The 24,610-nt window shown below is 58.0% G+C and carries 23 protein-coding genes, 2 tRNA genes and 1 riboswitch; of the genes, 13 read left to right on the forward strand and 12 right to left on the reverse strand.

The window, feature by feature from the left end:
* Nucleotides 1–285: 285 nt before the first annotated feature.
* The 3 genes from CQ015_RS11845 to CQ015_RS11855 form a co-directional block, all read right to left on the reverse strand.
* The gene (locus tag CQ015_RS11845; protein WP_105650189.1) at nucleotides 286–1,350 is read right to left on the reverse strand and encodes an ABC transporter ATP-binding protein; all 1,065 of its coding nucleotides are present in this window, start codon (nucleotides 1,348–1,350) and stop codon (nucleotides 286–288) included.
* A 65-nt stretch (nucleotides 1,351–1,415) separates the two neighbouring features.
* Complete coding sequence (gene otsB, locus CQ015_RS11850) at nucleotides 1,416–2,198, reverse strand: trehalose-phosphatase (protein ID WP_176484316.1); 783 nt, start codon at nucleotides 2,196–2,198, stop codon at nucleotides 1,416–1,418.
* A gap of 29 nt (nucleotides 2,199–2,227) precedes the next feature.
* The gene (locus CQ015_RS11855; protein ID WP_105650190.1) at nucleotides 2,228–3,697 is read right to left on the reverse strand and encodes a trehalose-6-phosphate synthase; all 1,470 of its coding nucleotides are present in this window, start codon (nucleotides 3,695–3,697) and stop codon (nucleotides 2,228–2,230) included.
* Between the two features lie 399 nt (nucleotides 3,698–4,096).
* Between CQ015_RS11855 and CQ015_RS11860 the strand changes: the two genes are divergently transcribed.
* The 5 genes from CQ015_RS11860 to CQ015_RS11880 all read left to right on the forward strand — a co-directional run bounded on the left by CQ015_RS11860 (nucleotide 4,097) and on the right by CQ015_RS11880 (nucleotide 9,092).
* Nucleotides 4,097–4,963 carry a thioredoxin domain-containing protein gene (locus CQ015_RS11860; RefSeq protein WP_096289229.1) on the forward strand — a complete coding sequence of 289 codons (867 nt, stop codon included), beginning with the start codon at nucleotides 4,097–4,099 and terminating at the stop codon, nucleotides 4,961–4,963.
* A 161-nt stretch (nucleotides 4,964–5,124) separates the two neighbouring features.
* A tRNA-Thr gene (locus CQ015_RS11865) sits at nucleotides 5,125–5,198 on the forward strand.
* A 226-nt stretch (nucleotides 5,199–5,424) separates the two neighbouring features.
* Nucleotides 5,425–6,357 carry a DUF808 domain-containing protein gene (locus tag CQ015_RS11870; RefSeq protein WP_105650191.1) on the forward strand — a complete coding sequence of 311 codons (933 nt, stop codon included), beginning with the start codon at nucleotides 5,425–5,427 and terminating at the stop codon, nucleotides 6,355–6,357.
* 153 nt (nucleotides 6,358–6,510) lie between these two features.
* Nucleotides 6,511–8,163 (forward strand): class I SAM-dependent DNA methyltransferase, encoded by a 1,653-nt coding sequence (locus CQ015_RS11875; RefSeq protein ID WP_105554223.1) that lies wholly within the window; start codon nucleotides 6,511–6,513, stop codon nucleotides 8,161–8,163.
* Between the two features lie 2 nt (nucleotides 8,164–8,165).
* Nucleotides 8,166–9,092, forward strand: coding sequence for a hypothetical protein (locus CQ015_RS11880; RefSeq protein ID WP_096289223.1), 927 nt, complete (start codon nucleotides 8,166–8,168; stop codon nucleotides 9,090–9,092).
* Nucleotide 9,093: 1 nt separating this feature from the next.
* Here CQ015_RS11880 and CQ015_RS18750 read toward each other — a convergent pair whose 3' ends face one another.
* Nucleotides 9,094–9,660 carry a GNAT family N-acetyltransferase gene (locus tag CQ015_RS18750; protein ID WP_141393627.1) on the reverse strand — a complete coding sequence of 189 codons (567 nt, stop codon included), beginning with the start codon at nucleotides 9,658–9,660 and terminating at the stop codon, nucleotides 9,094–9,096.
* A gap of 403 nt (nucleotides 9,661–10,063) precedes the next feature.
* Here CQ015_RS18750 and CQ015_RS11885 point away from each other — a divergent pair.
* Nucleotides 10,064–10,140 (forward strand) — tRNA-Val (locus tag CQ015_RS11885).
* A 76-nt stretch (nucleotides 10,141–10,216) separates the two neighbouring features.
* On the opposite strand, the gene CQ015_RS11890 is transcribed toward CQ015_RS11885, so the two are convergent.
* Nucleotides 10,217–11,272 carry an LLM class flavin-dependent oxidoreductase gene (locus CQ015_RS11890; protein WP_255248546.1) on the reverse strand — a complete coding sequence of 352 codons (1,056 nt, stop codon included), beginning with the start codon at nucleotides 11,270–11,272 and terminating at the stop codon, nucleotides 10,217–10,219.
* A gap of 198 nt (nucleotides 11,273–11,470) precedes the next feature.
* Here CQ015_RS11890 and CQ015_RS11895 point away from each other — a divergent pair, with 198 nt between their 5' ends.
* On the forward strand, nucleotides 11,471–13,141 hold the full coding sequence (locus tag CQ015_RS11895) for a threonine/serine exporter ThrE family protein (RefSeq protein WP_255248545.1): 1,671 nt from the start codon (nucleotides 11,471–11,473) through the stop codon (nucleotides 13,139–13,141).
* Here the strand turns inward: CQ015_RS11895 and CQ015_RS11900 are convergent.
* Nucleotides 13,138–13,911 carry a uracil-DNA glycosylase gene (locus CQ015_RS11900; protein ID WP_255248544.1) on the reverse strand — a complete coding sequence of 258 codons (774 nt, stop codon included), beginning with the start codon at nucleotides 13,909–13,911 and terminating at the stop codon, nucleotides 13,138–13,140. The genes CQ015_RS11895 and CQ015_RS11900 overlap by 4 nt on opposite strands.
* Nucleotides 13,912–14,065: 154 nt before the next feature.
* Here CQ015_RS11900 and CQ015_RS11905 point away from each other — a divergent pair, with 154 nt between their 5' ends.
* The 3 genes from CQ015_RS11905 (at nucleotide 14,066) to groL (ending at nucleotide 16,931) form a co-directional block, all read left to right on the forward strand.
* Nucleotides 14,066–14,356 (forward strand): DUF3263 domain-containing protein, encoded by a 291-nt coding sequence (locus CQ015_RS11905; RefSeq protein WP_096256066.1) that lies wholly within the window; start codon nucleotides 14,066–14,068, stop codon nucleotides 14,354–14,356.
* Nucleotides 14,357–14,401: 45 nt separating this feature from the next.
* Entirely contained in the window at nucleotides 14,402–15,004 is a 603-nt protein-coding gene (locus CQ015_RS11910; protein ID WP_096289219.1) for a LytR C-terminal domain-containing protein, read from the forward strand.
* 289 nt (nucleotides 15,005–15,293) lie between these two features.
* Nucleotides 15,294–16,931, forward strand: coding sequence for a chaperonin GroEL (gene groL, locus CQ015_RS11915; protein ID WP_096289217.1), 1,638 nt, complete (start codon nucleotides 15,294–15,296; stop codon nucleotides 16,929–16,931).
* Nucleotides 16,932–17,046: 115 nt separating this feature from the next.
* On the opposite strand, the gene CQ015_RS11920 is transcribed toward groL, so the two are convergent.
* From CQ015_RS11920 to CQ015_RS18755, 5 genes are all read right to left on the reverse strand, one after another.
* Complete coding sequence (locus CQ015_RS11920; protein WP_096289215.1) at nucleotides 17,047–17,937, reverse strand: DUF4031 domain-containing protein; 891 nt, start codon at nucleotides 17,935–17,937, stop codon at nucleotides 17,047–17,049.
* A gap of 34 nt (nucleotides 17,938–17,971) precedes the next feature.
* Nucleotides 17,972–18,262: a WXG100 family type VII secretion target gene (locus CQ015_RS11925; RefSeq protein WP_096289213.1), complete on the reverse strand. Its 291-nt coding sequence runs from the start codon at nucleotides 18,260–18,262 to the stop codon at nucleotides 17,972–17,974.
* A 109-nt stretch (nucleotides 18,263–18,371) separates the two neighbouring features.
* Nucleotides 18,372–19,904 carry a cell wall metabolism sensor histidine kinase WalK gene (locus CQ015_RS11930; protein WP_105554218.1) on the reverse strand — a complete coding sequence of 511 codons (1,533 nt, stop codon included), beginning with the start codon at nucleotides 19,902–19,904 and terminating at the stop codon, nucleotides 18,372–18,374.
* A gap of 43 nt (nucleotides 19,905–19,947) precedes the next feature.
* Complete coding sequence (locus CQ015_RS11935; RefSeq protein WP_096289209.1) at nucleotides 19,948–20,655, reverse strand: response regulator transcription factor; 708 nt, start codon at nucleotides 20,653–20,655, stop codon at nucleotides 19,948–19,950.
* Nucleotides 20,656–20,712: 57 nt separating this feature from the next.
* Nucleotides 20,713–20,931 carry a hypothetical protein gene (locus tag CQ015_RS18755; RefSeq protein ID WP_146112497.1) on the reverse strand — a complete coding sequence of 73 codons (219 nt, stop codon included), beginning with the start codon at nucleotides 20,929–20,931 and terminating at the stop codon, nucleotides 20,713–20,715.
* Between the two features lie 244 nt (nucleotides 20,932–21,175).
* Between CQ015_RS18755 and CQ015_RS11940 the strand changes: the two genes are divergently transcribed.
* Together CQ015_RS11940 and CQ015_RS11945 are read left to right on the forward strand one after the other, a co-directional pair.
* A complete protein-coding gene (locus CQ015_RS11940; protein ID WP_096289207.1) occupies nucleotides 21,176–21,559 on the forward strand; it encodes a cold-shock protein in 384 nt (127 codons plus the stop codon).
* A 3-nt stretch (nucleotides 21,560–21,562) separates the two neighbouring features.
* Nucleotides 21,563–22,183, forward strand: coding sequence for a DUF3027 domain-containing protein (locus tag CQ015_RS11945; RefSeq protein WP_105554217.1), 621 nt, complete (start codon nucleotides 21,563–21,565; stop codon nucleotides 22,181–22,183).
* A gap of 86 nt (nucleotides 22,184–22,269) precedes the next feature.
* On the opposite strand, the gene serC is transcribed toward CQ015_RS11945, so the two are convergent.
* Nucleotides 22,270–23,391 (reverse strand): phosphoserine transaminase, encoded by a 1,122-nt coding sequence (serC, locus tag CQ015_RS11950; protein ID WP_105650192.1) that lies wholly within the window; start codon nucleotides 23,389–23,391, stop codon nucleotides 22,270–22,272.
* A gap of 261 nt (nucleotides 23,392–23,652) precedes the next feature.
* Between serC and CQ015_RS11955 the strand changes: the two genes are divergently transcribed.
* The gene (locus tag CQ015_RS11955; protein WP_096289201.1) at nucleotides 23,653–24,345 is read left to right on the forward strand and encodes a metal-dependent transcriptional regulator; all 693 of its coding nucleotides are present in this window, start codon (nucleotides 23,653–23,655) and stop codon (nucleotides 24,343–24,345) included.
* A 78-nt stretch (nucleotides 24,346–24,423) separates the two neighbouring features.
* Nucleotides 24,424–24,609: riboswitch (cyclic di-AMP (ydaO/yuaA leader) on the forward strand.
* The last annotated feature ends 1 nt before the right edge of the window (nucleotide 24,610 follow it).

The raw sequence follows: 24,610 nt of genomic DNA on the forward strand, positions 1-24,610 counted from the left end.
CTACTATGATGAAATGACAGGCTCGTTACCCGACGCTGCCGCACATAAGACGGCGGCATGATTTCCGGGACGGTTCAGTTTGCAATTGTTGCCACGATACATGCTTTCAAAGCATGTGTTTGTGGTGTTATTCCTAGTGGTTACATGTTTTCGGGGAGTTCTGTACACACTTTTTGGCACTTAACCCGATGTTTAACCACCGTTCCACGTCCTCCCGTACGGACCGCAAAAGACCGGTTGTGAAACTCTAACGAGTCCTACAACCGGTCTTATTGCTTTCGGAGACTAATCAGCTAGACGCAGGCCCGAGGCGGTGTCGAAGAGGTGCACGTGCTGCCCTAGCGGCAGGATATGCAGTTTCTGGCCGCGGGCAGGCGGGGTGCGGCCGTTGACTCGGACCACGATGGTTTGGCTCTTGCCGCCTAGCTGGGCCGTGCCATAGACATAAGCATCTGCACCCAACTCCTCGACCACATCCACCATCAGCTCTGCACCCTCGCCTGGGGCGGCGAGAGTCAGATCCTCCGGTCGGATGCCCATGGTGGTTGCACCCTGCGCGCCAGGAGCGGGCAAGGAAGTGCTGCCAAAGGCGACCTGACCGTTAGAGGCTTCCAATTCAATGAGATTCATTGCCGGAGATCCGATGAATCCGGCCACGAAAACATTGCGTGGGCGGTCGTAGAGGTCACGGGGAGTGCCAACCTGTTGGATTTCGCCGTCCTTGAGCACCGCCACGCGGTCACCCATGGTCAACGCTTCCACCTGGTCGTGGGTGACATACACGGTGGTGACACCGAGTCGGCGGGTCAGCGATGCGATCTGCGTGCGGGTCTGCACGCGAAGTTTGGCGTCCAAGTTCGACAGCGGCTCGTCCATCAGGAAGACCTGAGGCGAGCGAACGATTGCTCGTCCCATGGCGACGCGCTGGCGCTGGCCGCCGGAGAGCGCCTTCGGCTTGCGGCTTAGATAATTTTCTAGATCCAGCAGCTTTGCAGCTTCGAGGACGCGCTTATTGCGTTCTTCCTTATCGACGCCGGCGATCTTCAGGGCGAAGCCCATGTTTTCAGCGACCGTCATGTGCGGGTAAAGAGCATAGTTCTGGAAGACCATGGCGATATCGCGGTCTTTTGGCGGAACGTTAGTCACGTCCTTATCGCCAATGAGAATTCGCCCGGAGTCGACTTCCTCGAGACCAGCTAGCATGCGCAAGGTAGTCGATTTGCCGCAGCCCGATGGGCCAACTAGAACAAGGAATTCCCCGTCTTCAATCTGCAAATCAATTGCGTCGACTGAAGGCACAAGTGCGCCCGGGTAAATTCGGGTGGCCTTTTCAAAGGTCACAGTTGCCATGATGACAATCCTTTCACGGGCAGGTACGTGCCCGACGATCCGTAGTGAAAGTGATATGGGACACCTTAGTCTCGCATAGAAAGCAGCAATTCCAAAAGTTCGGACAGTATCTCCGGCCCAGAAATGCGGTGCGCGGCCAGTGTAGGGCCTGGGCCTACCTTGATTCCGAGGTCCTCACGGGTGAGGATCCGGAAGCCATCCTCGTCGGTGACGTCATCTCCGACGAAGAGCAGCGCATCAACATCGAGAACCTGGCGCAACCATTGCAAAGCCTGTCCCTTGTCGCCTGCATGGACCGAGGCCTCTAGCACGGCCTTTCCTGCCATGAGGCGCACTTCCGGCAAGTGTGCGAGGGCGTGGTTCCCCTCGGCCAAGGCGGCCTCGGCAATGCCAGGACTTTGGGCTTGGCGTACGTGCAGGACGGTAGCCGAGGGTTTGTGCTCCAGATTGACTCCCTCATGCCGCTGCGCGACTTCGCTCAATCGGGCGGTGATTTCCGTGAGGTTCTCCCGCTGGGCATCGGTGAGTTCCCGTTGTTCTGGCGCATCCGGGGTTACGGACGGAACGCGCCGTTCGGCTCCGTGGGAACCGATCAAGTTATCCGGTCTGGGGGCCGGATACACCGCCGTGAGCGATTCAAGGTTCCGGCCGGAGACCACCGCCGTGTGCACGCCGGATTGTCGCGCAAGTTCGTCAAAGGCTTGTGCGGCCCGCGTGGAAGGCCTGGCGTCTTGGGGGCGGTCCACGAGCGGCGAGAGCGTACCGTCGAAGTCCAAAGCAACCAGGATTCGCCGGTGCCCGGCGAAGGTGGAGAGATCGGCGCGTAATTCGGGCGCGAGATTCGGCACTGTCGTTCCGTTCAGACTAGGCGATGTTATTAACGGCTGGCTACGGCGTTGATTTGGTTCGCTCGCGAATTGATTTCGGCGAGTTCTTCCAAGAAGCGAGCGGACCAACGGGTCACGTCATGTTCCAGCAGATGGCGATTCATTCGACGCATGCGTCGTGCCTGTTCGGATTGGTCCATGTTGACCGCCTCGACGATCCTTGCCTTCATGCCATCGATGTCATGAGGGTTGACCAGCACCGCCTGGGTCAACTGATCGGCCGCACCGGTATATTCGGAAAGCACAAGGACTCCACGACCATCCTGATGGGATGCCACGAACTCCTTGGCCACTAGGTTCATCCCATCGCGCAGGGCTGTCACCAGTAGCACATCGGCGGCTAGGTATAGGGCGATCATCTCGCGCAGCGGATAGGAGTGGTGTAAGTAGCGAAGCGTGGTGTGGCTCAGCGTGTCGTGTTGGCCGGTGATCTGGCCGACCATCAGTTCTACCTGATCGCGCAGCTCCATATAGGAATCTACGTTTTCACGGCTTGGGCTGGCTACCTGGATCAGACAGACATCTCCGGCGCGAAGTGCCTGATCGTTGAGCAGCTCGCCATAGGCTTTCAGCCGGTGCCTGATGCCCTTGGTGTAGTCCAGCCGGTCCACGCCAAGCATGATTGTCTTCGGATTGCCCAATTCCAAACGAATCTGTGCGGCGCGGGCAATGATCTGCGGATCACGCGACAGCTTGGCGATTTCTTCGGTGTCGATTGAGATCGGATGGGCCACAGCGCGGCACAGATTCTGAATCTTATGCGTCGACGACGGGGTAGCTTCGTGACCCTTGGTCGAATAGTCGGTGAACCGTCGCAGGCAGCGTAGAAAATTGGACGCATCGGTCTCGCGCTGGAAGCCGACTAGATCGGCTCCGGCCAGACCTTCCAGGATTTGGGTGCGCCAAGGCAGCTGAGAAAACAGGCTGGCGGCGGGGAAAGGGATGTGCAGGAAGAAGCCGATCTTCAGATCGGGGCGTGCCATCCGCAGCATCTGTGGAACCAGCTGCAGCTGGTAGTCGTGGACCCACACGGTGGCATTGTGCGCGGCGGTTCGCACCACCGCGTCAGCGAAACGTTGGTTGACCTTCTTGTAACGGTCCCACCAGGTGCGGTGGTACTCCGGAGGTATGATCACGTCGTGATAGAGCGGCCAGAGGGTGGAATTCGAAAATCCGCCGTAGTAGAGGCTTAGGTCCTGTTCACTGAGCGGGACCGGAACGAGGTGGATGCTGTCCTTGTCGAACTCTTCGAGCTCTTCGTCGATTCCGCCATGCCAGCCGACCCATGCGCCATCCGCGGCAGCCATGATCGGTTCGAGCGCGGTGACCAGACCGCCAGGAGAACGCTGAAACCCTTGGGTGCCATCCGGAAGCGTGATCCGATCCACCGGCAACCGGTTAGCCACCACTACAAAGTCATGGGAATTGCTTTCCGCTACGCCTGCTAGTTCATTACCCACCGTAAACCTCCTGGCCACGTACTTACTGCGAGAAGAAAACCTCGCAGCTTTGTCGGTTGTAAGTGAATGACCTCTTTGTCAGCTCAACTTCACTGTCATCCCGGATTCCGGATGCTAGCCGGAAGCGGAAGGAAACTGTGTTCCATCACTCAATGTACGTGAGAAGCGGCGCGGATGGGCTTTTAACGCCGAATGAGGCCCAAAGATGAACTTATCCGGCATGACTTGGTTGAAGTCTCAAATAACCCCAAAATGGGGCTTTGCATCATGTTGGCGAATGTTATGCGCAACCTGTGAAGGTTGGGGAATCTGGCAATTACGGGGGAGGGCGGCCATTCCATTGGCTAAGCTTGGAAGCAGATTACAGTATTTCCGTTGAGCCAAGGAACATTCGAACTTATGTCTACAAACAACTCGCGTCCGTCCAAAGCGGAGCGCAACGCTAGCGCCCGTGAAAAGGCCGCGCAGCTGCAGGCTGCTCAGGCCTCGGCCCAGAAACGCAAGTCGCTCTTCGTCAAGCTTGGCGTGCTGGCTGCTGTCGTTTTGGTCGTGGTCCTGGTGGTTGTGCTCATCGTGCAGAATAACAACGCCAAGGTTCCGGACGCCGGAGCCGCGCCTCAGGGCGGCAACGCCGCTGGCGGTATTCTGTTGACGTCGCCGACCACCGTTGCAAATACCTCGGGTGTGAAGATCGACAACACCAAACTTGTCGCTCCCGATTCGAAGCCGGCGACTCCCGAACCACGCGATCTGACCGTGGGCGCCAAGGGCGAGCCGATCAACGTGACCTTGTTTGTTGATGCGAACTGCGTCCACTGTGCTGAATTTGAAAGCAAGTATGGGCCGCAGATGAAGCAGTGGTTGGCGGACGGCAAGATCTCCTTGGAATACCGCAACGTCGGCTTCCTCGATGGAAACTCGCCAACGAACTTCTCCTCGCGTGGGGCCAACGCGCTGGCCTGTGTAGCTGACCAGAGCCCAGCAGCCTACTTGGACTTTGCCAGCGCTCTGTGGGGGCACTACGATCAGGGCGAAATGAAGAATGCTGAGATCTCCGAAATGGCGATTGCCGCCGGCGCTTCAGACTCGGTGAAGTCCTGCATCGACAAGGGAACCTACCGTCCGTTCGTGGAAACTGCAACACTAGCTGCCGGCTACGACGGTGTTTTGGGCACTCCGAGCATCTTCATCCAGGGCGAGGTTATGGACCTTGCCAATCAGGACTTTGTCGAAGCAGTTGAGGCGGCCATCAAGGCCAACGCCTAGACTGCCTAAAGCTGCGTGAACTGTGGTCGATAATTTTCTGCCGCTCTGACACGATTCCCGTGGGGAGTGCATCGCTAGCGGTGCGCTCCCCACGGGTGGTTAACGCCGCCAAAGTCTCGATTCGCAGTCGGGCGCAGTCTTCGGATATTCTTATGCAGTACGCCTCCTTAGCTCAGCTGGCCAGAGCAACGCTCTTGTAAAGCGTAGGTCATCGGTTCGAATCCGATAGGGGGCTCGGATGGCCCTCGCCGATGTTCAAGCTTGAACATCGGCGAGGGTCTTTTATTTCCCAACCGCATCTGCGGATCGACCGTGGCTTGCCCCGAAAAATCCGCATTCTTTTGGTGTCTCACAGTTTCTGGGCAACCCAGGGCGCTAAACTTCAGGTGTATTTCCTTGTCGTTTCTGGCGCCTGTACGGTGGCACCAAAACGACCGAACAATATCTCAAGGAGTTTTGGCATGGCCGGTGGACTCGTGGCTCTTCTGGATGACGTCGCAGCCCTCGTAAAGGTCACGGCGGCGTCACTCGACGACATCGCTATGGGAGCTGCGAAGGCAAGCACCAAGTCGCTTGGAGTCGTCATCGACGATGCGGCTGTCACCCCGCAATACGTGGCCGGGCTATCGCCCAAGCGGGAGCTTCCGATCATTTGGAAGATCGCCGTTGGGTCAATCCGGAACAAGATGCTGTTCATCCTTCCGGTGGCTCTGATCCTTTCGCAGTTCGCTCCGTGGGCGCTCACCCCGATCCTGATGCTCGGAGGTGCCTATCTTGTTTTTGAAGGGGCCGAAAAGCTGCTTGAAGCGATGGGCGTGGTCAAGCACCACACACCGGGCGGCAAGGAGGGAGTGCGCGACGAAAAAGCGATCATCGGCGCGGCGGTGCGGACAGACCTCGTGCTCTCAGCGGAGATCATGGTCATCTCGCTGAACGAAGTGTCCCACGAACCATTCTTGAATCGCGCGCTAATCCTGATTGTGATCGCTACCCTGATGACCGTGGTGGTCTATGGTGCGGTGGGGCTGATCGTGAAGATGGATGACATTGGACTGCACATGGCGCAGAAGGCATCCAAGCTGTCGCAGAAGGTTGGCCGTGGCCTGGTCAAGGCCATGCCGATCGTGATGTCGATCCTCGGCAAGGTAGGTGTGGTGGCGATGCTCTGGGTCGGCGGCCACCTAATTCTGGTCGGGATGGACGAGCTGGGCTGGCACGCCCCCTACGGTTTTGTGCATCATATGGAACTGCTGGTGCACGAGGCTACCGGTTCGGCCGGGGCGATCTTGGGCTGGGTGACGAATACCGCCTTTTCTTGCATCGCCGGATTCTTGATTGGTTGCGTGGTTGCCGCCGCTGTCGTGGGCATCAACAAGCTGCGTGCCAAGCACTAACGAGCTTTGCAGGCCGGCCACGTAGAATAGGCAGATAAGAAACTTGCCCCGCCGTAAAACCTGCCAGTCGCGAAGTCTGCCGGTGTTTCGCACGGTGTGCGGCGATCGTCTTGGCCCTGCCAAAACGTCTGGTGGCCATGGAAAGATCGATGTGTGTTGAAGAGCAAGATAAATATTGTAGGGAGCGCCGCTCGGCATGAGCGGGGCGCCTACTTCACCCCCGAGCCGGTAGCCCGGTTCATGACCGAGTGGGCGCTAGGCGAGCAGGGTCGTCGTGTGCTTGAACCCTCATGTGGCGAAGCCCAATTCTTGGCGACCGCTGCCCAAGTCACCAACGATGGGCGCGGCGCCAGCGAATTATTCGGGGTGGAGCTTCACGAGCCTTCGGTGCTGGCGGCACGCGCAATCCTCGCGGAACAAGGCGCACAGGCTAGGATCCAGCACGCAAATTTCTTTGATATCCCAGGCACCGCGGATATGGATGCGGTGATTGGCAACCCCCCGTACGTACGTTATCAGCTGCACCGCGGAGCCCAGCGCAAGATCTCGCGCGAAGCCGCACGGCGCTCCGGAGTCGAGCTGAACGAGCTTGCCTCCGTGTGGGCGGCCTTCGTCGTGCACGCCACCAGCTTCCTGAAGGTCGGCGGTCGTCTGGCCCTAGTGCTCCCGGCAGAGCTGATGTTCGTGAACTATGCGGGGCCCGTGCGTGCAATGCTGCTTGAACGTTTCGCCAAGGTGCATCTCGCGGTCTTCGAACAGCGGCTATTCGTCGACGCGCAGGAAGAAGTGGTGCTGTTGCTTGCGGAGGGTTATCAGACCGGTTCCAGCGACTCCTTCAGCCTGCACCAATTTCGTAATGCCAAGGATCTGATTGGACTCGGCGAGGGAGCAATCCACACTCCGAAGCGTCCAAGTGACCGTTGGACCGGGTCCTTGGTGACTTTTGAAGCTCAGGGGATACTCAACCAGGCGCATGCTACCGGCGGGTTTATTGATCTGCAGGGCTGGGGAGAGACCTCGCTGGGCGCGGTGACCGGCAACAATAAATGGTTTACGCTCAGCCCGGCGCGGGCCGAGGAATTAGGTTTGGACGCGAGCGACCTGGTGGAAATATCGCCTCCCGGTTCTAGGCATCTTCGCGGCTTGGAACTAGACGCTAAGCAATGGCAGCGACTCGGGGAGCACGGCTTGGCGACCTTGATGTTCCGGCCCCAGGGTGGCGCCTCCACCGCGGGAGAGCGCTTAATTGGCCGCGGCGAGCTGGAGTCGGTGGACCAAGCCTATAAGTGCCGGATGCGTACTCCCTGGTGGCGGGTCCCGTTGTTGTCGGTGCCTGATCTGTTCATGACCTATATGAATGCTGACACTCCCCGGCTGACGACTAACCATGCAGGTGTGCATCACATCAATTCAATCCATGGGGTATACCTCGGGGCCGATGTGCGTGAGCTGGGACGTGAGCTGCTGCCTCTGGCTTCGCTTAATACCTTGACTATGCTGGGTGCCGAAATGGTGGGACGCTCCTACGGGGGAGGCATCTTGAAGCTGGAACCCGGCGAGGCGGATAAGCTTCCAGTGCCCTCAACCCAGTTGGTCGCCGAGCATGCAATACCGCTGCGATCCATCAAAAACGAGGTCCGCGAACATCTGCTGCATGGCCGTAAGCAAGAAGCTACGGAGCTGGTAGACGAAATAGTGTTGGGAATGATGCTGGAGCTAGACGCTGCCGCGATCGGTGCGCTACGCGGCGCACGCCAAGACATGCTGGAACGACGCAAGTCCCGAGCTAAGGCAGTGGAGAACTAATCATGGGATCAGGCACAGTCGAGAAATCCCTGGCCTTCGCCGAATACGACGCGACGTTGATATCTGCGCTCAAAGATTCGCCGTGGATCCTTAACGGCGCCGTCACCGAGGAGTTCAACCCTTCTTTCGACGTCCTCGAGCGGTTGCTAAGCATTCCGGTGCGTTCTAAGGCCGCGACCCGTTCCGGTCGTTTTGCCCAGGGCGTCGACGCTTGGCTAGCCCATGAACTCCGCCGGGCGGGGTTCGACGCAGACCTCGTCTGGCCGCGCGCGGAAGCGCCACGGGTGTTGTCTTCGGACATCCTCGAATTGCTGCGCAAGCTCCCCGAACGGCTCTCCGACGAGCTGCATGAAGCAATCCTGGCCGGCAAGGCCGGAAGCACCGACGCCAGGATTCTGGGCCGCGCCTACATGAAGCAGACCGACGTGGTGATGACCCACTGGTCCACGGGACCGGAGTTGCTATTAAGCACCAAGGCAATGACTTCTTCCTTCGGCAAGAACCTGTCCAATCGGTACGAAGAAGCCTACGGGGACGCGGCCAACCTGCGTGCCCGCTACCCGCTGGCAGCCGTCGGCTTCTACTTCGTGCAACGCGCCACCATTTTAGAAACCGAACCGGCAGCTTTCCGACGTACCGTGGACATGATCCGCAAGCTGCGCGATTTCGGCGATGGCTTTGGCTATACAGCGACCGGACTTTTGCTTGTGGACTGGGATGACAGTGCCGAGCAGCCAGAGGTCAAGGCGGTGCACCACCCGGTGCCCGAAGATGTCGGCACCGCTCAGTTCCTAAATGCCATGGTTGACTCGGTGTTGAAAGTTACTCCGATCGACTTGCATGAGTCGGCGCGCGCTCGCCGAGCCGGTGAGGTCGTGCCAGTGCCAGGGCATGAGCTCGTCGATGAGCTACAAGAAGCGCTCTTTTAGCTCATCTGGTTGTGTGAACTTGTGGCGAATGCCAAGAGCTCGGCAAAGGTCGAACCGAGTGGCCAGCCAGTGTGCTGGAGGCGATGTCACGCTGCGGTGGGGGAGACAACCAATCCGATGCGAGAGCAGTGGCGCGATAAATGTACTTGGTCCGCCCGTCGGATTCGAAAGTTCGTTCGCGTTCCCATCGCTCGGAGCGTTCGTAGGCTGCCCAGGAGCTGGGATTTGCCGAATCGATGACGGTGATGGGTATGCAGCCTGCCTGCACCACATACTCCAGGCGTAGGTCTGTCACTTGCTGGCGTATGCCTTGGCGCCGATATTCCGGGCGGACCGCCATGCAACCTAATTCAAGCGCGCCCATGGCGCTAGTTGGAGCCAGCACCGCGTCGTGCACGACTCCGGCTGCGACCAGAACACCTGAGTCACGGACGCTGACCACACAACGTGCGCGGTCAATTTTTTGATTCCATCGATCATCAATTTCCGGATACAAAGTCGCCATCTCGGTGCGTGCGGCACCAGCAGGAGCTGTTGATGACAGGGCATAGCGAAGGGTAGGGCGCACTGGGAACCGTCCTAAATGCTAAGACGAACGAACTATCTGGCTATTGCTGTTGTGTGGGACGCAGAGCAATGGGTTTCGTTGGCCTTCAGGGGACCGCAGCCGGTGGCTTACGGCAACGTCCTTGCAGGGCCCAGTATGAGCTCGAGGAACTAAAAAAATTATGCATTCAATCTCTGCTCGTTAGCAAGAGAAAATAGGGGCAATAAAGTGAAATCTAGATAAACGAAAGGCACTATTATTTTAGGTCTGCCGTAGTCGGCTTTTCTCTTGAGCTCCTGCCCTAGGACGGTGGCGTGATGGGCGACGTAGCCGCTAGCTGTGGGGCAGCTGGCGCCGATTTTGCGGCCAAGGCAAAGACCGCTAAGATCGTTTAGGTGCTTGACCGGGAGGTTGACGCAAAGATGGATCTTTAGCTCAGTTGGTTAGAGCGTTCGCCTCACACGCGAAAGGTCGCTGGTTCGAGTCCAGTAAGATCCACCAAATAAAGAGAAAACCACCGCCGGCGGTGGTTTTCTCTTTATTTAACTGCTTTTAGTGGATCGCGCGTAGCCGGTGGTTATTTGGCGAGTAACTCGTGAACCAGCGGTTTGACTTCGTTGCCAAGCAGCTCGATGCTCTCGAGCATGGTCTCGTGTGGCAAAGAGCCTGCCGAATATTTGATGTCTACTCGACTTAGTCCGAGGCTTCTGGTGACCTTCGCCATCTTGGTGGCGACGGTCTGCGGACTACCGGCCATCATGGAACCTTCAGGCCCCATAGCGGCCTCCAAGCGCATTTTGCTAACCGGCGGCCAACCGCGTTCGGCGCCCAAGCGATTCATGGTGCGCTGATAGTGCGGCCACAACAGTTCGAGAGCTTCCGCATCGGTCGGTGCAACCAATCCGTGGAAGTGCGCACCCACCTTTTGAGGTTGCTTGCCCAGCTCTTTCAACGCGCGGTGGTAAAGCTGAACTAGCTGCTCGAAGGCTGATGGCTGGCCGCCAATGATTGCGAGAAAGAGTGGAAGGCCGTGGCGAGCGGCGCGAAGTACCGACTGCGGGCTGCCGCCGACGCCCACCCAAGTGGTGAGCGCATCGTTTTCCAATAGCGGGTACAGCTGTTGGCTGTTCAAAGCGCCGCGGTGTTCTCCAGACCAGGTCACGGGCTCTCCGGATCGGACCTTAGCCAGGAGATCGAGTTTTTCTTCGAAGAGAGACTCATAGTCCTCGAGGTTGAGCCCAAACAACGGGAAGGACTCGATGAAGGATCCGCGTCCGGCGATAATTTCGGCACGTCCCTGCGCGATGGCATCGAGCGTTGCGAAGCGCTCGTACACCCGAACCGGGTCATCGCTGGAGAGCACCGTTACCGCGGTACCGAGGCGGATCTTGTCGGTGACTTGCGCCAGCGCCGCGAGAATTATTTCCGGCGACGATACAGCATAATCGTCTCGGTGATGTTCACCGACGCCGAAGAAATCAAGGCCAACTTCTTCGGCCTTCTGCCCTTCGACGATGACGTTGCGAATAACCTGAGCGTGCGATAACTGCTTGCCCTGCTGGTCTTCGGAGAGATCCCCGAAAGTTTCAACACCAATTTCAGGCCGGAGGCTTGTTTGACCGATGGAACTCACAATGATCCTCTTCTCTTAGATTTCCATGCAATTGCATCTAAGTGGGTAACCAGTCCACCGATAAATTTATTTCCGACAGCAAAAATGCCAGATGTGTTCAGGGATACTCGGCCTATTTTGATTCCATTCTCCCGCTTTACTTGCCGTGGTTGTATCGTGAGGATGACGAATAGAACAAGAGCCTAGGGGGAGTGATTCGTGGCGCAGCAAGACCATGGTGAGAAGCACGCGGATTCGAAAAATCCAGGAGAAGATCCTTCGCCATTGGCCGGGTCGCTACCTCGTATTTCGACGAGTGAAATCAACATGGGGCACCTTCCCGAGACGGCGTCTTTTGAGACGACCATGGCCTCCGAGCTACCGCTAAATACCGCGGTAAGTGCGAGCGTTGCGTCAGCGGACGTGGCGGATATCGAGTCGCGTACCGGCCAGGTCTACACCTCTGATGACGGCATTACACTGATGCCTACACGGGCCAACCCGGTGGCTCGCCGTTTGCTGGCAAAAATGTGGATCTCGGATACGCCGCCGACTGAGGCGCTGAAGGTCGTTGACCGATTGCGCGGCACCCCCTACGCGAACCCTAGGGTCAACGTCGATCAAGATGCTTCGGCGCGGCGAACCATGGAGTTTGCGCTGGACCTTGGCGAAACGCTGATTCGCTATGGGGCTGGTGCTTTGGAAGTGGAAACCAGCATCATCGCGGTGACCGCAGCCCTAGGGCTTAGCCACCTAGACGTGGATATCACCAATCAATCGTTGCACCTGAACTACAGCCCGCCAGAAGCTGAGAGCTACTCTATCCTGCGCGTGGTGCGTTCGTACACTACGAACTACGCGGGCATGGTGATGGTGCACGAGCTGGTTTCGGACATCATCGCTGGCGGTGTTTCGCGGACCGAATCTGCCAAGCGGCTTAAAAGGATCACACGGAAGCCGAAGCCTTTCCCGCGTTGGTTCGTTGCGGTTGGCCAATCGGTTTTCGCCGCCGCCTTCGTCCTGTTCATCGGCGGTTCATGGCTCGGTGCACTCGTCGCGATGGCTTCGTCCTGGCTGATCTCGCAGATAGGCCGGTATGGATCCCGATGGCGGGTCCCAGAGTTCTTCACCGTGGCGACCTCGACTTTTACCGTCACCGGAATAGCCTTGCTTAGCCATCAGGTCCACGCACCATTGGATCCGGCGTTGGTAGTCTCTGGTGGCATCTTGCTTCTGCTGCCTTCTGGCAGATTTGTTTCGGCGCTGCAAGACGCAATCAATGGCTTCCCGGTCACCGCGGTCGGACGTCTATTTTCCGCTGGGTTGACCTATACGGCAATACTTTCCGGGATCTCCGCGGCGTTGGTGGTTTCATCCGTATTGGGCGGGGACAAGGTGGATGTCCATAAAATCGTCGCCACCGATTATCCGACATGGATGCTGATCGCCTTGGTAGCAGTCGCCATTCTGGCCGGTTCGGTCACCGAGCAGACCGCACAGCGCTTGTTGCTGCCTACCGCGTTGATCGCGGTCGGCGGCTATCTGGTGCTGCTCTTGGCGGAGCAGGTCGGGCTTGGCGCTCGGGCAACGCCAGCGGTGGTGTCCACGGCCATTGGCTTCGCTGCGCGCTTCCTGGCGGACAAGCTGAATTCACCTCAGCTGGTGATCGCAGCCCCCGCGGTCATGTTCATGCTGCCTGGCCTGATGATCTTCCGGGCCATGTACGGCATCGTTTTCGAGGTGGATGAAATGTTCGCCGGCCTGGTGGAAATGTTCAACGCGTTTGCAATCATGCTGTCCATCGCCGGTGGTGTGGTCTTCGGCGACACACTGTGCCGTCCGCTGACCTCCAACGCACGGCGCGAACGCCGACGCATCCGCCGCCGCTAGCCGGCCGGCAGTTTCCATTCAATAGGCGCCTGGCCGATTTCGGCCAGGCGCCTATTGATTTGCGAAAAATGCTTTGACCCAAAGAATCCACGTGAAGCGGACAACGGGGAAGGATGAGCGCTGCGAAGCTGGGGCATATTGTTCATCAGGGTACCAAGCTTCTGTGCGTGGGCACCCCACAGAACAGCCACCACCGGCACCTTGCGGGCATTGAGCGTAGCGATAATCGCTTCAACTACCGGTGCCCAGCCAAGCTTCTGGTGACTGCCGGCGTTAGACGCAGTCACAGAGAGAACCTGATTGAGCAGCATGACCCCTTGCTCATGCCAGGCGCCGAGGTCTGGATGCCCAGCTTCGGGCACGCCAAGATCTACGAACAGCTCCTTGTAAATGTTGCGCAAGCTACGCGGCAGGGGGCGCACGTTCTTCGCTGCGGCGAAGGCCAAGCCATTCGCCTGTCCGGGCGTCGGATAGGGGTCTTGACCCATGATCAGGACTTTGATCTCGGCTACGGGTAGCGATAGTGCGCGCAACATCACCTCTGGGGCCGGGAGTATCTGCTCGCCAGCCTGTGAGCGTGCCGCCAACTTACGTGCGATTTCCTGCAACACGCCATCGAGCGGTTCCAAAGTGGAAACCCAATCCGCGGCGATAAACCCGCGACTTGCCAGCGATTTTGCACCAAAGAAGAAGGGGAAGTCTTCGGTGGAATATGCCGGCGGCGCGGTAGGCTCGGGAGCGTCGAAAAGGGCGGGCTGCTCGTTGTTCATGGCAATCATTCTGCCGGTTTTCCGGCGCGGTTGTGCCGCGTTACACGGCACGGCGTTGGTTGATTGGTTAGAATATCGGTGGTGTGTCCACCACGCGTGGATAAATATGCATGAATAAACCCGACTTTTCGAAGTTCTAGGATGAGGTGAACGTATGGCTGGCAATGAGGTTTTAGTGGATTTCGTGATGAACCCCGATTCCGAGCTGGATGAGCGTTCGCAACAGATCTTGAACATGGAGAAGCTGTGGTGGAAGTATGCCGGAGCCAAGGAACAAGCTATTACCAAGCAGTTCTCTATCTCGCCGACAAACTACTATCAGCTACTCAACCAGCTGATCGACACGGATGCGGCGATGGCCTATGACCCAATGCTGGTAAAGCGGTTGCGTAGACTTCGATCTACTAAGCGTCGTGTGAGCGGTACCGTCGGCGGGGAACGCTAAGTTCATAGCCGGCCTCGGCCAGCCAGACCTCGAGCAAGGACAAGAATGACCAACTACCCACGTGACGAATTCGATCGCGTTCCGGAGTTTAGTACCCGCGTTGGGTCGCATCATGCCCACGGCTGGGCGCAGTCTGCCGCCGCCAAGGGCAAGGACAGCAAGCTTCGTTGGGTAGTTCTGTCCGCGATTGCGGTGTTGTTGATTGGTGGTGCCGGATTCTTCTTTGGTCCAGGCGTTGCCGATCGTCTAGCAGGGTCCGAACCGAGGCAAACCTCGGCACCGGCGGAGAGCGAAGGCTCTTCTGACCAAAGCGAAGCCGCATCCGAAAGCGCAACTCCGTCTAGCACCATCGATGACGCTGACGTGTTGTACGGACAACTCATCGGCGTGTACAACGGCGCAAGTATTGCAGGAGCTGCAGGGGCAGGCGAAGAATTGCTTGCCGAGGCTGATTTCACGAATATCGTGACGGATAATTGGACCCGAGACGCCGAGACCTCGACGGTGTATTACATGTCCGAGGCCTACCGGACCACCGCGGAAAAAGCCGCCGAAGTCTTGAACATCGATGAGGTTCTGCAGACCCGGAACATCCCCAACCGAGTTTCGGTCGTCCTTGGCGCTGACGATACGTTGAACTCGAAGTAATAATTAGCTTCGCTCACAGCCGATCAGCTTGCACTCGCCATGCGAGAGTGCCAATATTTGTATTAGCACTCATGCGTTACGACTGCTAATGCCGATCGGTTGTTCGTTTTAGAATCGAACCCTTTCGTCTCGGCGGTTGCTCAACGCACGGAGCGTGAAGAATACCTCAGATAGCGAGAGCTAATCCGAATTGTCGGCCCGATGCCGGCAACGGTGTGCTCGTCCGTCGCGGGCGCTGTCTGTCGGTTGCATTTTCGCAAAATCGTCCCCGAAAGGACCGAAAGCCACTATGGCCAAGATGATTGCATTTGACGAGGAAGCACGCCGCGGACTTGAGCGCGGCCTGAACATTCTGGCGGACGCCGTTAAGGTGACCTTGGGCCCACGCGGCCGCAACGTTGTTTTGGAGAAGAAGTGGGGCGCACCCACTATCACCAACGACGGTGTGTCCATCGCCAAGGAAATCGAGCTCGAGGATCCATACGAGAAGATCGGTGCCGAGCTCGTCAAGGAAGTTGCCAAGAAGACTGACGACGTCGCCGGTGACGGTACCACCACCGCTACCGTGCTCGCTCAGGCTCTGGTCAAGGAAGGCCTGCGCAACGTTGCTGCCGGCGCCGACCCAATCGCGCTACGCCGCGGCATCGACAAGGCTGTAGAAGCCGTCACCGCCGAGCTGTTCACCGCTGCTAAGAAGATCGAATCCAAGGAGCAGATCGCTGCTACCGCTTCGATCTCCGCTGGCGATCCAGAAATCGGCGCACTGATCGCCGAAGCACTGGACAAGGTTGGCGAGCAGGGCGTTATCACCGTAGAAGAGTCCAACACCTTCGGCCTTGAGCTGGAGCTGGCCGAGGGCATGCGCTTCGACAAGGGCTACATTTCCGCATACTTCGTCACCGACGCTGAGCGTCAGGAGACCGTGCTGGAAGACCCTTACATCCTGATCGTCAACTCGAAGATCTCCTCGGTCAAGGATATGGTTTCCTTGCTGGAGAAGGTCATGCAGTCGAACAAGTCGCTGCTGATCATCGCCGAAGACGTAGAGGGCGAAGCACTGGCCACCCTGATCCTGAACAAGATCCGTGGCCTGTTCAAGTCTGTAGCCGTCAAGGCTCCAGGCTTCGGCGATCGTCGCAAGGCAATGCTGACCGACATCGCACTGCTGACCGGTGGCCAGGTTGTTTCCGAGGAAATCGGCCTGTCGTTGGACACCGTTGGCCTCGAAGTTCTGGGTACCGCCCGCAAGGTCGTTATCACCAAGGACGAGACCACCATCGTTGAAGGCGGCGGCGACGCCGACGCTATCGAGGGCCGCAAGGCGCAGATCGCAGCCGAAATCAAGAACACCGATTCGGACTACGACCGCGAGAAGCTGCAGGAGCGCCACGCAAAGCTTTCCGGTGGTGTCGCTGTGCTGAAGGCCGGCGCCGCAACCGAGGTGGAGCTCAAGGAGCGCAAGCACCGCATCGAAGATGCTGTGCGTAACGCTAAGGCAGCTGTTGAAGAGGGCATCGTCGCCGGTGGTGGCGTGGCTCTGATTCAGGCAGGCGCCGCAGCATTCGCCAAGCTTGAGTTGGAAGGCGACGAAGCCACCGGCGCGAACATTGTTCGTGTTGGCATCGAAGCACCACTGAAGCAGATCGCACTGAACGCCGGCATGGAGCCAGGCGTAGTCGCCGACAAGGTCAAGGGCCTGCCAGCTGGCCACGGCCTGAACGCTGCCACCGGTCAGTACGTTGACCTGCTGGAAGCCGGCGTCAATGACCCAGTGAAGGTGACTCGTTCGGCCCTGCAGAACGCTGCATCTATCGCAGGTCTGTTCCTCACCACCGAGGCAGTCGTTGCAGATAAGCCAGCTCCTGCTGGCGCTGCCATGCCAGGTGGCGACGACATGGGTGGCATGGGCGGAATGGGCGGCTTCTAAGCTTCCGTACTTCCCAGGCACCTGTCTCGCAGGACAACCTGAACCCGAGGGCTTGCTTCACCACGAAGCAGGCCCTCGGGTCGTTAACCGGCAAGCAGAGTGCGTTTGAGCGTTCTCAGGCTTGCACGTGGAGTCGGTCAAGCTCGGCCTCAAGGTTCGCCCGTGCTTGTTTTTCCCAGCGTTCCTGAGCAGACGCGGTGCAATACAGCCGGTCTTTTCGCAGGAGCTCACGAAGAATGCTTGCTCGGCCTCGGGCAAAGTCTGCTGCCGGCACATGATCGTATTCGTCCCGGATAGCTTGGGCATAGCGTTGATAGGCCTTGGCTGGTCGTGCCAAAACCTCTAGGTCTGCGTCGCTGAGCAACGCTCCGAGCAGATCGCCTTCGGCAGGTCGATGCTCGATGGTCAGCAGAATCAATTGTTGAACCTTGGCAAGAGCCCTATCGGTAATCAGCCCATGCAAGCTGCGCGCTGCTAAGTTTGCAGAATCTTTTTCGTCCTCGGCGGTGCCATCGTAGACGGCATCATGAAACCAAGCAGCCAACTCCAATATTTGCCGATCCTGCGCCTCAACCTGTGTGCCGCAGAGCCAGTCCAATGACTCAAGGACCGCGAGCAGGTGTACTCGATCGTGATAGCGGCGGTGCTTCTGGCTCCAGCGAAGCAATAAATCCTCAGCCATGGCCCGTTGCCCGGGCAAGGTCCGCTCCCACCGTTTCAGCAATGCGGGATTGAGCCGTTCGGGGCGGAACCGGGCAGGGATCCGAAGTCCGGAATGGACTAAGGCGCGGACCAAGTCGCTACCAGAGACTTCCTGGGCTCCGGCCGCCACGAACTCTTCGTAGCGTTCCTGCGGCACATCATAGTGGTCCCTGTCGAAGGCTCTCTGCCGGATGCCCATGCGGCTGGCGAACTGGTGCAGCTCCAGCAGCGAGGTGTCGGAGACTAAATGGGAAAAGAGTGTCCCGTGAGCGGGCCAGCGTGGCGGGTCGATCAGTATGCTCATGATCTAAGCGTACCGAGTGACCCGCTCCAACGGCTCAGTAGCGGAACAGCGAGGTGTTGACCTGTTCGACTTCTTCATACTGCATGGACGCATGGTTTAGCGCCGTTGCGATGCTGCTCAAGGCCTCTTCGATGCGTACGTGAGTGCTGCGCCATTCGGCCACAATCGACTGGAAGGAAGCGGCGGCCGAACCCTGCCAGGTGCTTTGAAGCTGATCCAGATTCATCTGCATCGTGGAAACTTCGGAGCGCAACCTGTCGATGGTGTTCATGACCGCCTGCGACTTGACCTGCATTTCGCCGGTGTTGGTTGAAAAGGTACTCATGGGGTGATCCTGCCTTACGGGGAGATCCGATAGATGAGATCACCATAGGGCGGGCAGCACAAGCGCAGCGCGAAGCTCCCACATACTGTGGACAACATAAACGCGGGTTCTAGTCCTCGTCCTGCTGCTCGTGGTCACGCGGCTCCTGCATCGGCACATAGGGCAGGCAGATGGCCATGGTTGCGCCCCCGCCAGGAGTTTCGCTCAGCGCAACCGAACCGCCGTGCTGCTGGACGATCGCGGCGACGATCGCCAGCCCCAGGCCCGAGCCGCCGGTTTCGCGTTGACGCGAGCTATCGGTGCGGTAGAAGCGCTCGAAGATACGGTTTGCGTCATCCTCTGGAATGCCCGGTCCGTGATCTCGAATCTCGAGCACCGCATCCATGGCACCTGCCACGAGAGAACGAACTCCCACGGCGATCTCGATAGCTGAGTCTTCGGGGGTGTAGCGCAGTGCGTTGGTGATCAAATTGGCAATGACCTGGCGGATGCGCGCGTCATCGCCGACCGTGCTGGCTGGAGAAGGATACTTGGTGTCCAATCCGACCAAGGTAACTTTGCGTAGTGGCGCTCGGACCTTGGTGTCCTCGGCGGCGTCCTGTCCGAGTACCAGCAGGTCGACCGATTGCTTTTCGAGGGGGCGCTGCTCATCGAGCCGGGCCAGCATAAGCAGGTCTTCGACCAGGTGAGCCATGCGTTTGGATTCGGCTTCGATACGTCCCATAGCTGAATCCAGCGCTTCGGAGTCGGCAAGTCCCCCATGGCGGTAGAACTCCGAATAGCCCTGGATGGTCACTAGGGGGGTGCGCAGCTCATGAGAGGCGTCTTGGATAAAACGACGCATCTTGTTTTCCGAGGCCTCACGGTCGCGGAAGGCCCGCTCGATCTGTGCAAGCATTGCGTTCAAGGAGCGGGAGAGTCTGCCGACTTCGGTTTCCGGCGGATAATTGCGTACACGCTGGGATAGATCTCCTTCGGCAATCATGGCTGCGGTGCGTTCGACGCGGATCAGCGGAAGCAATGACCGGGAGGTTAATCCGTAGGCGATCATTGACATGAGCAAGGTCGCCAACAGGCCGGTTGATAAGACGAGGATGGCGGTCTTTTGAACCGTGTCATTAACGTTTTCCAACGGAAGCGCAATGAAAACATTCATCTCGCTGGTAGGCAGCGGAACGATCATGGCACGCCAGCCGGCCGAGCCGGAGTGGATGCCCGGAATGGTCACGGGTGCCCACGGTGTCTTAGCCAGCTCGGCCATTTGCACTGGCGCGAGCAGGGGAGTGTCGCTGGTGTTACCGGGGGTAACCCGGCTTCGAGGCATGATGTAGACGATCTTGCCGTTTATATCTCGAATGTCCGCATAGGAGCGGTTCAGCCCCAGCAACGTTGAATCGATGCCAGCGTTTCTGCCAGATTGATCATTGTCCAAGGAATACTGGTAGGCCTTGTTCAGGCCAAAGCCCATGGTGGGGCCAGCAACGTTGAGCTGATCATCGATCTGGTTGGTCATCGAGATGCGAAGTGTGTGTGCGGAGCCGAACGCCGTGGCGCCGACGCCGCAGATCATCAGCGCGCACATCAACATCACCAATTTGGTGCGCAACGAAGTGCGACGCCACAGCGTTCTAAATGCCTGCATGTAATGACTTTACAATCCCTTGGGCCACCAAGCGGCATCGGCCCTAGCGGCGGTCCGGGGTACGCATCAAGTAACCGACGCCGCGCTTGGTCTGAATCAGAGCAGGCCACTCGGGGCGGTCGACCTTGCGACGCAGATAGGAAATATATGATTCAACGATCGAAGCGTCGCCGTTGAAGTCGTACTCCCAGACATGGTCCAGGATTTGTGACTTGGACAGTACGCGGTTCGGGTTCATCATCAGGTAGCGCAGCAGCTTGAATTCGGTAGGCGATAGATCAATGACCTCGCCTGCTCGACGCACCTCATGTGCGTCGTCATCAAGTTCAAGGTCGGCGACCACTATGGTGGCGTTCTCTTCTTCGCCCGTCGCGGTGCGGCGTAGCACCGCACGAATGCGGGCGACAACTTCATCAAGACTAAATGGTTTGGTGACGTAATCATCTCCACCGACAGTCAAGCCGGTGACCTTGTCACTGGTGTCATCGCGAGCAGTCAGAAACAGCACGGGGAAGTGCCGTCCGGCAGCGCGTAGCTTGCGGGTGATGGTGAAGCCGTCCATGTCTGGAAGCATGACGTCCAGAACCGCGAGATCTGGTTCTTCTGCTTCAACGGCTGCGAGAGCCTCGCGGCCGTTGGCTGCGGCGACCACCTGGAAACCGGCGAATCGCAGGGACGTTGATAGAAGTTCGCGGATATTTGGTTCGTCATCCACGACAAGGAGTTTGGCCTCTGGGGTTTTTGCACTCATAAACCCAGTGTGCACGCGGAGACTGGGAGTCTGCTGAGAGCCCTCTGGGAGGGGCGGTTAGCTGTTGCGGCGTTTTCGGATATTACCGATGATGACCACGCCGGCCAGTATGAAGGCCAGAGGTAAACCGAAAACGCCGAATGCCATGATGATCGGCGGGATTGAAATTTCCTTGAAATACAACACGAGGACCGTCATGAGGGACAATGCCGAGAGGACCGCGAGTGTAATTGCGGTGCGGGAAATGACGGTCAAGGTAATCGATGAAGCGCTCACGGCTATTAACGATACAGCGCTTCTAATGCAGCCGCCGTGACTCAAGGTGAAGTTGCGGGCCTCAAGGTGTCATAATCTAAGGTATTCGACTTAATTCGAATCCGTACGTTGAGCACCCGGTAGAAGTATATGTACGACCCGGATGAATGCTCCATGGATCCGGAGATATGAAAAGGCGTAGCGTGAAGTAAATTAGTTGCACTGATTTGCGCTACAGCACGAGAAACGAACGAGGTAAGGGATCATGCCTAGCGGCAAGGTTAAGTGGTACGAAAAGGCCAAGGGCTTCGGATTCATTACCACCGAAGATGGTAAAGAGATATACGTGAACGCCGCGGCGCTGCCGGAAGGCGTTCATGATCTGCGCCCGGGCACACGCCTGGAGTTTGGCGTGGCCGAAGGCCGCCGTGGTCCTCAAGCGCTGAGCCTGCGCATCTTGGAGGAAGCTCCGTCGGTGGCTCGCGCAAAACGGAAGAATCCCGAGCAGCAAGCCGCAATGATCGAGGATCTGATCAAGGTTCTTGATCAGGTATCCAATACCTTGCGCAAGGGGCGATATCCTGAACAAGCACACGGCAAAAAGGTTGCTACCGTGCTACGCGCGGTAGCCGATGATCTGGACGTTTAAATAATGGCCCGTAAACCCAAGTTAGACACCACCCTCGCGGAAGCGGTTGATGTTGCGCGCAACGCACTCATCGAGATCGCGGCAGAAACGGAGATCGGTGAGTATCTCGGAGCCACGCCCGAAGGTGAACGATTAGTCACCCATCGATTTGTCTCCCAGAAAAAGGGTTATCGGGGCTGGACTTGGTTCGCGACAATCGCACGGGTGCCACGAGCAAAAGCTAAAGACCTAACCGTTTGCGAAGCTGGCATTGTTGCCGGTGAAGACGCACTTCTTGCACCGGCATGGGTCCCGTGGGCCGAGCGCTTAGTCAAAGAAGAAATCGAGGCGGCGGAAGCCGAGGCCAAAGAGCCCAAGGATGAACCTGACCCTAGTGCAACCGCAACTGAGAACTCCGGCGCAGAGAACACCGCTGCCGATCCCGCTGGGAACGAAACCCTGGAGGACTTGTCGGAGCCGACCAATGCCACAGCCGAACACGAAGCAACCGGCCAACAGGAGGCGACGTCCGAACAGGGAATCAAAACCCCTGCGCGCCGTCAGGTGCGTCGGCGACGCACCGCGCAACGCACGGCGGCTCGTCGCCGCGCAGCCCAGCGTAACCGGACACGCAAGGAAAGCTAGCGGAGCGAGGCATTAGAAAAACGAAAGCGATCCGCGGTTTCGCCCCAATGGGGTGAAACCGCGGATCGCTTTTGCTCGCTCAGAAGTTAGAGCTGCTCGATGACATAATCAATGCTCTTCAGCAGTGCCGCGACATCACTCGGATCGATAGCCACGAAGGTCGCGATACGCAGCTGGTTTCGGCCGAGCTTGCGGTATGGCTCAACATCCACCACGCCGTGGGCGCGCAGCGCTTTGGAGATTTTCGTCGCGTCCACCGAGTCGTCGAAGTCGATCGTGGCGATGACGTTTGAGCGGTGATCCGGGTTGGCTACATATGCCGTGGCAACCTTTGAAGCCTCGGCCCATGCGTAAATCTGGCCAGCTGACTCGGCGGTGCGAGCCGCCGCCCACTTCAAGCCGCCATTGGAATTGATCCACTTGATCTGCGCATCGAGAGTCACCAAGGTGGTCAACGACGGCGTGTTGTAGGTCTGGTTCTTCAACGAGTTGTCCAGCGCAGTCTTCAGATTCAAGAAGTCTGGGATCCAACGATCGGTAGCTGCAATCTCCTCGATGCGTGCAATTGCTGCGGGGGAGGCGAATGCAATCCAGAGGCCACCGTCGGAAGCAAAGTTCTTCTGCGGGGCGAAGTAGTACACGTCGGTCTGCGCCAGATCTACATCCAAGCCGCCAGCGGCACTCGTTGCATCAACGACGATCAGTGAATCTTCGTTGGCACCCGGAACGCGCTTGACCGGGGCAGCGGAGCCAGTGGATGTTTCATTATGCGGCCAGGCATAGAGATCCACGTCAGCTTCGGCAACGGGGCTCGGAACCGAACCAGGCTCGGAGGTGATAATCGAGGAGGCCGCAAGGAATGGGGCCTTGTCGGTAGCGTTGGCAAACTTCGAGCCGAATTCACCAAAGGACAGGTGCTGAGCTTTATTGCGCACTAGGGAGAATGCTGCAGCGTCCCAGAATGCGGTGGCGCCGCCAACTCCGAGAAGCACCTCATAACCCTCGGGTGCGCTAAACATTTCCTTCAAGCCATCCTGCACGGACGCAACCAGATTCTTGACCGGCGCCTGACGGTGGGAGGTGCCCAATAGGTCGGCACCTGCGTCCACGATTGCCTGAATTTGCTCGGGGCGAACCTTGGACGGTCCTGCGCCGAATCGTCCGTCGGCTGGCAGAAGGTTCCTTGGAATGTTGATGCCGGTGCTCATCTCGCTCCTCTAATAGCGTTTTGATTGAAGGTGCTGACTTCCCGACCGATCGCGAGCGCGAAGGAATAGTTCAGGATAGTTACGACGTTTCAGTTAACATCTTCGCAAACTGCGGGAGATGAGAGAAAAACGAGACCGTCGGTTACGACATGCAAACTACGAGGCCGTCGCAGGGATTGCGGCTATACCAAGTAGAGTTGCATACTGACGTTCCGATTTCTTATGCGAACCTAACTGTTGTGACTTCCAGGAGTGGCTAACGTGTCTGACCTAATTGATACAACCGAGATGTACCTGCGTACCATTCTTGAGCTTCAAGAAGAGGAGATCGTGGCTTTGCGCGCGCGAATCGCAGAACGTCTGGGGCATTCCGGCCCCACCGTGTCGCAGACAGTCGCTCGAATGGAACGCGATGGGCTCGTTGTGGTTTCCACCGACCGTCACCTTGCCTTAACCGAAAAGGGTCACGAACTGGCAACGGGCGTGATGCGTAAGCACCGGCTGGCCGAACGCTTGCTATCGGACATGATCGGTCTTGAATGGGAATATGTACATGATGAGGCGTGTCGCTGGGAGCACGTGATGAGCGAGCGTGTCGAGCGTCGTTTATACGACCTGCTGGGCAAGCCCACGGTCTCTCCGTACGGCAACCCAATTCCCGGGCTTGAAGTCCTTGGCGGGCCAAAAGTAACCGAAATCTCACATGAGGTCGAGAATCTAGATAACGCGTTGCTCTCCGGGAACATTGGCCCGGTGGCCATTGAGCGTCTTGCAGAGCCGATCCAGACCGACCCAATCCTGCTCGGACAACTGAACGAAGGCGGAATCCGGCCCGGAGCGATCGTTAGTTTAGAGCGCGCAGATGATTACGTCGTGGTTCGCGTGCAGGGCGTCGAAGGTGCGCTGGAACTGCCAGTCGAAGTCAGTGCGCACGTTTTTGTACGCACTAAATAAGGTAACGAAATTGTAACTTTTCCGATCGAACGGTAGGGTTATCAAAGGGTGCCAGTTGTCTAACTGGTGCCGATTCCGAGAGCGCAAACGCCGAGTATTGTCCTGCCTCTTGGATGCGAAATGATTTTTAAGGGCAATAGCGGGGAACCCACTCATTCGACGAATACTTCGTCTTGGGGTGAAGTCATGCCAACAGGCAGGACCGGACCAATCTCAGGGCCGAACCCGACAGCTAACTTCGCAGGTGTAGATATGAGAGGAATGT

It is taken from the genome of Arthrobacter sp. MYb221, assembly GCF_002979835.1.
Taxonomy (GTDB): domain Bacteria; phylum Actinomycetota; class Actinomycetes; order Actinomycetales; family Micrococcaceae; genus Glutamicibacter.

Excerpts from the sequence above, each read along its gene's own strand:
- CQ015_RS11845 (WP_105650189.1), bottom strand. The coding sequence starts at position 1,350 with ATGGCAACTGTGACCTTTGAAAAGGCCACCCGAATTTACCCGGGCGCA.
- CQ015_RS11860 (WP_096289229.1), top strand. The coding sequence starts at position 4,097 with ATGTCTACAAACAACTCGCGTCCGTCCAAAGCGGAGCGCAACGCTAGC.
- CQ015_RS11870 (WP_105650191.1), top strand. The coding sequence starts at position 5,425 with ATGGCCGGTGGACTCGTGGCTCTTCTGGATGACGTCGCAGCCCTCGTA.
- CQ015_RS11880 (WP_096289223.1), top strand. The coding sequence starts at position 8,166 with ATGGGATCAGGCACAGTCGAGAAATCCCTGGCCTTCGCCGAATACGAC.
- CQ015_RS11900 (WP_255248544.1), bottom strand. The coding sequence starts at position 13,911 with ATGAACAACGAGCAGCCCGCCCTTTTCGACGCTCCCGAGCCTACCGCG.
- CQ015_RS11905 (WP_096256066.1), top strand. The coding sequence starts at position 14,066 with ATGGCTGGCAATGAGGTTTTAGTGGATTTCGTGATGAACCCCGATTCC.
- CQ015_RS11910 (WP_096289219.1), top strand. The coding sequence starts at position 14,402 with ATGACCAACTACCCACGTGACGAATTCGATCGCGTTCCGGAGTTTAGT.
- groL (WP_096289217.1), top strand. The coding sequence starts at position 15,294 with ATGGCCAAGATGATTGCATTTGACGAGGAAGCACGCCGCGGACTTGAG.
- CQ015_RS11920 (WP_096289215.1), bottom strand. The coding sequence starts at position 17,937 with ATGAGCATACTGATCGACCCGCCACGCTGGCCCGCTCACGGGACACTC.
- CQ015_RS11925 (WP_096289213.1), bottom strand. The coding sequence starts at position 18,262 with ATGAGTACCTTTTCAACCAACACCGGCGAAATGCAGGTCAAGTCGCAG.
- CQ015_RS11930 (WP_105554218.1), bottom strand. The coding sequence starts at position 19,904 with ATGCAGGCATTTAGAACGCTGTGGCGTCGCACTTCGTTGCGCACCAAA.
- CQ015_RS11935 (WP_096289209.1), bottom strand. The coding sequence starts at position 20,655 with ATGAGTGCAAAAACCCCAGAGGCCAAACTCCTTGTCGTGGATGACGAA.
- CQ015_RS11940 (WP_096289207.1), top strand. The coding sequence starts at position 21,176 with ATGCCTAGCGGCAAGGTTAAGTGGTACGAAAAGGCCAAGGGCTTCGGA.
- CQ015_RS11945 (WP_105554217.1), top strand. The coding sequence starts at position 21,563 with ATGGCCCGTAAACCCAAGTTAGACACCACCCTCGCGGAAGCGGTTGAT.
- serC (WP_105650192.1), bottom strand. The coding sequence starts at position 23,391 with ATGAGCACCGGCATCAACATTCCAAGGAACCTTCTGCCAGCCGACGGA.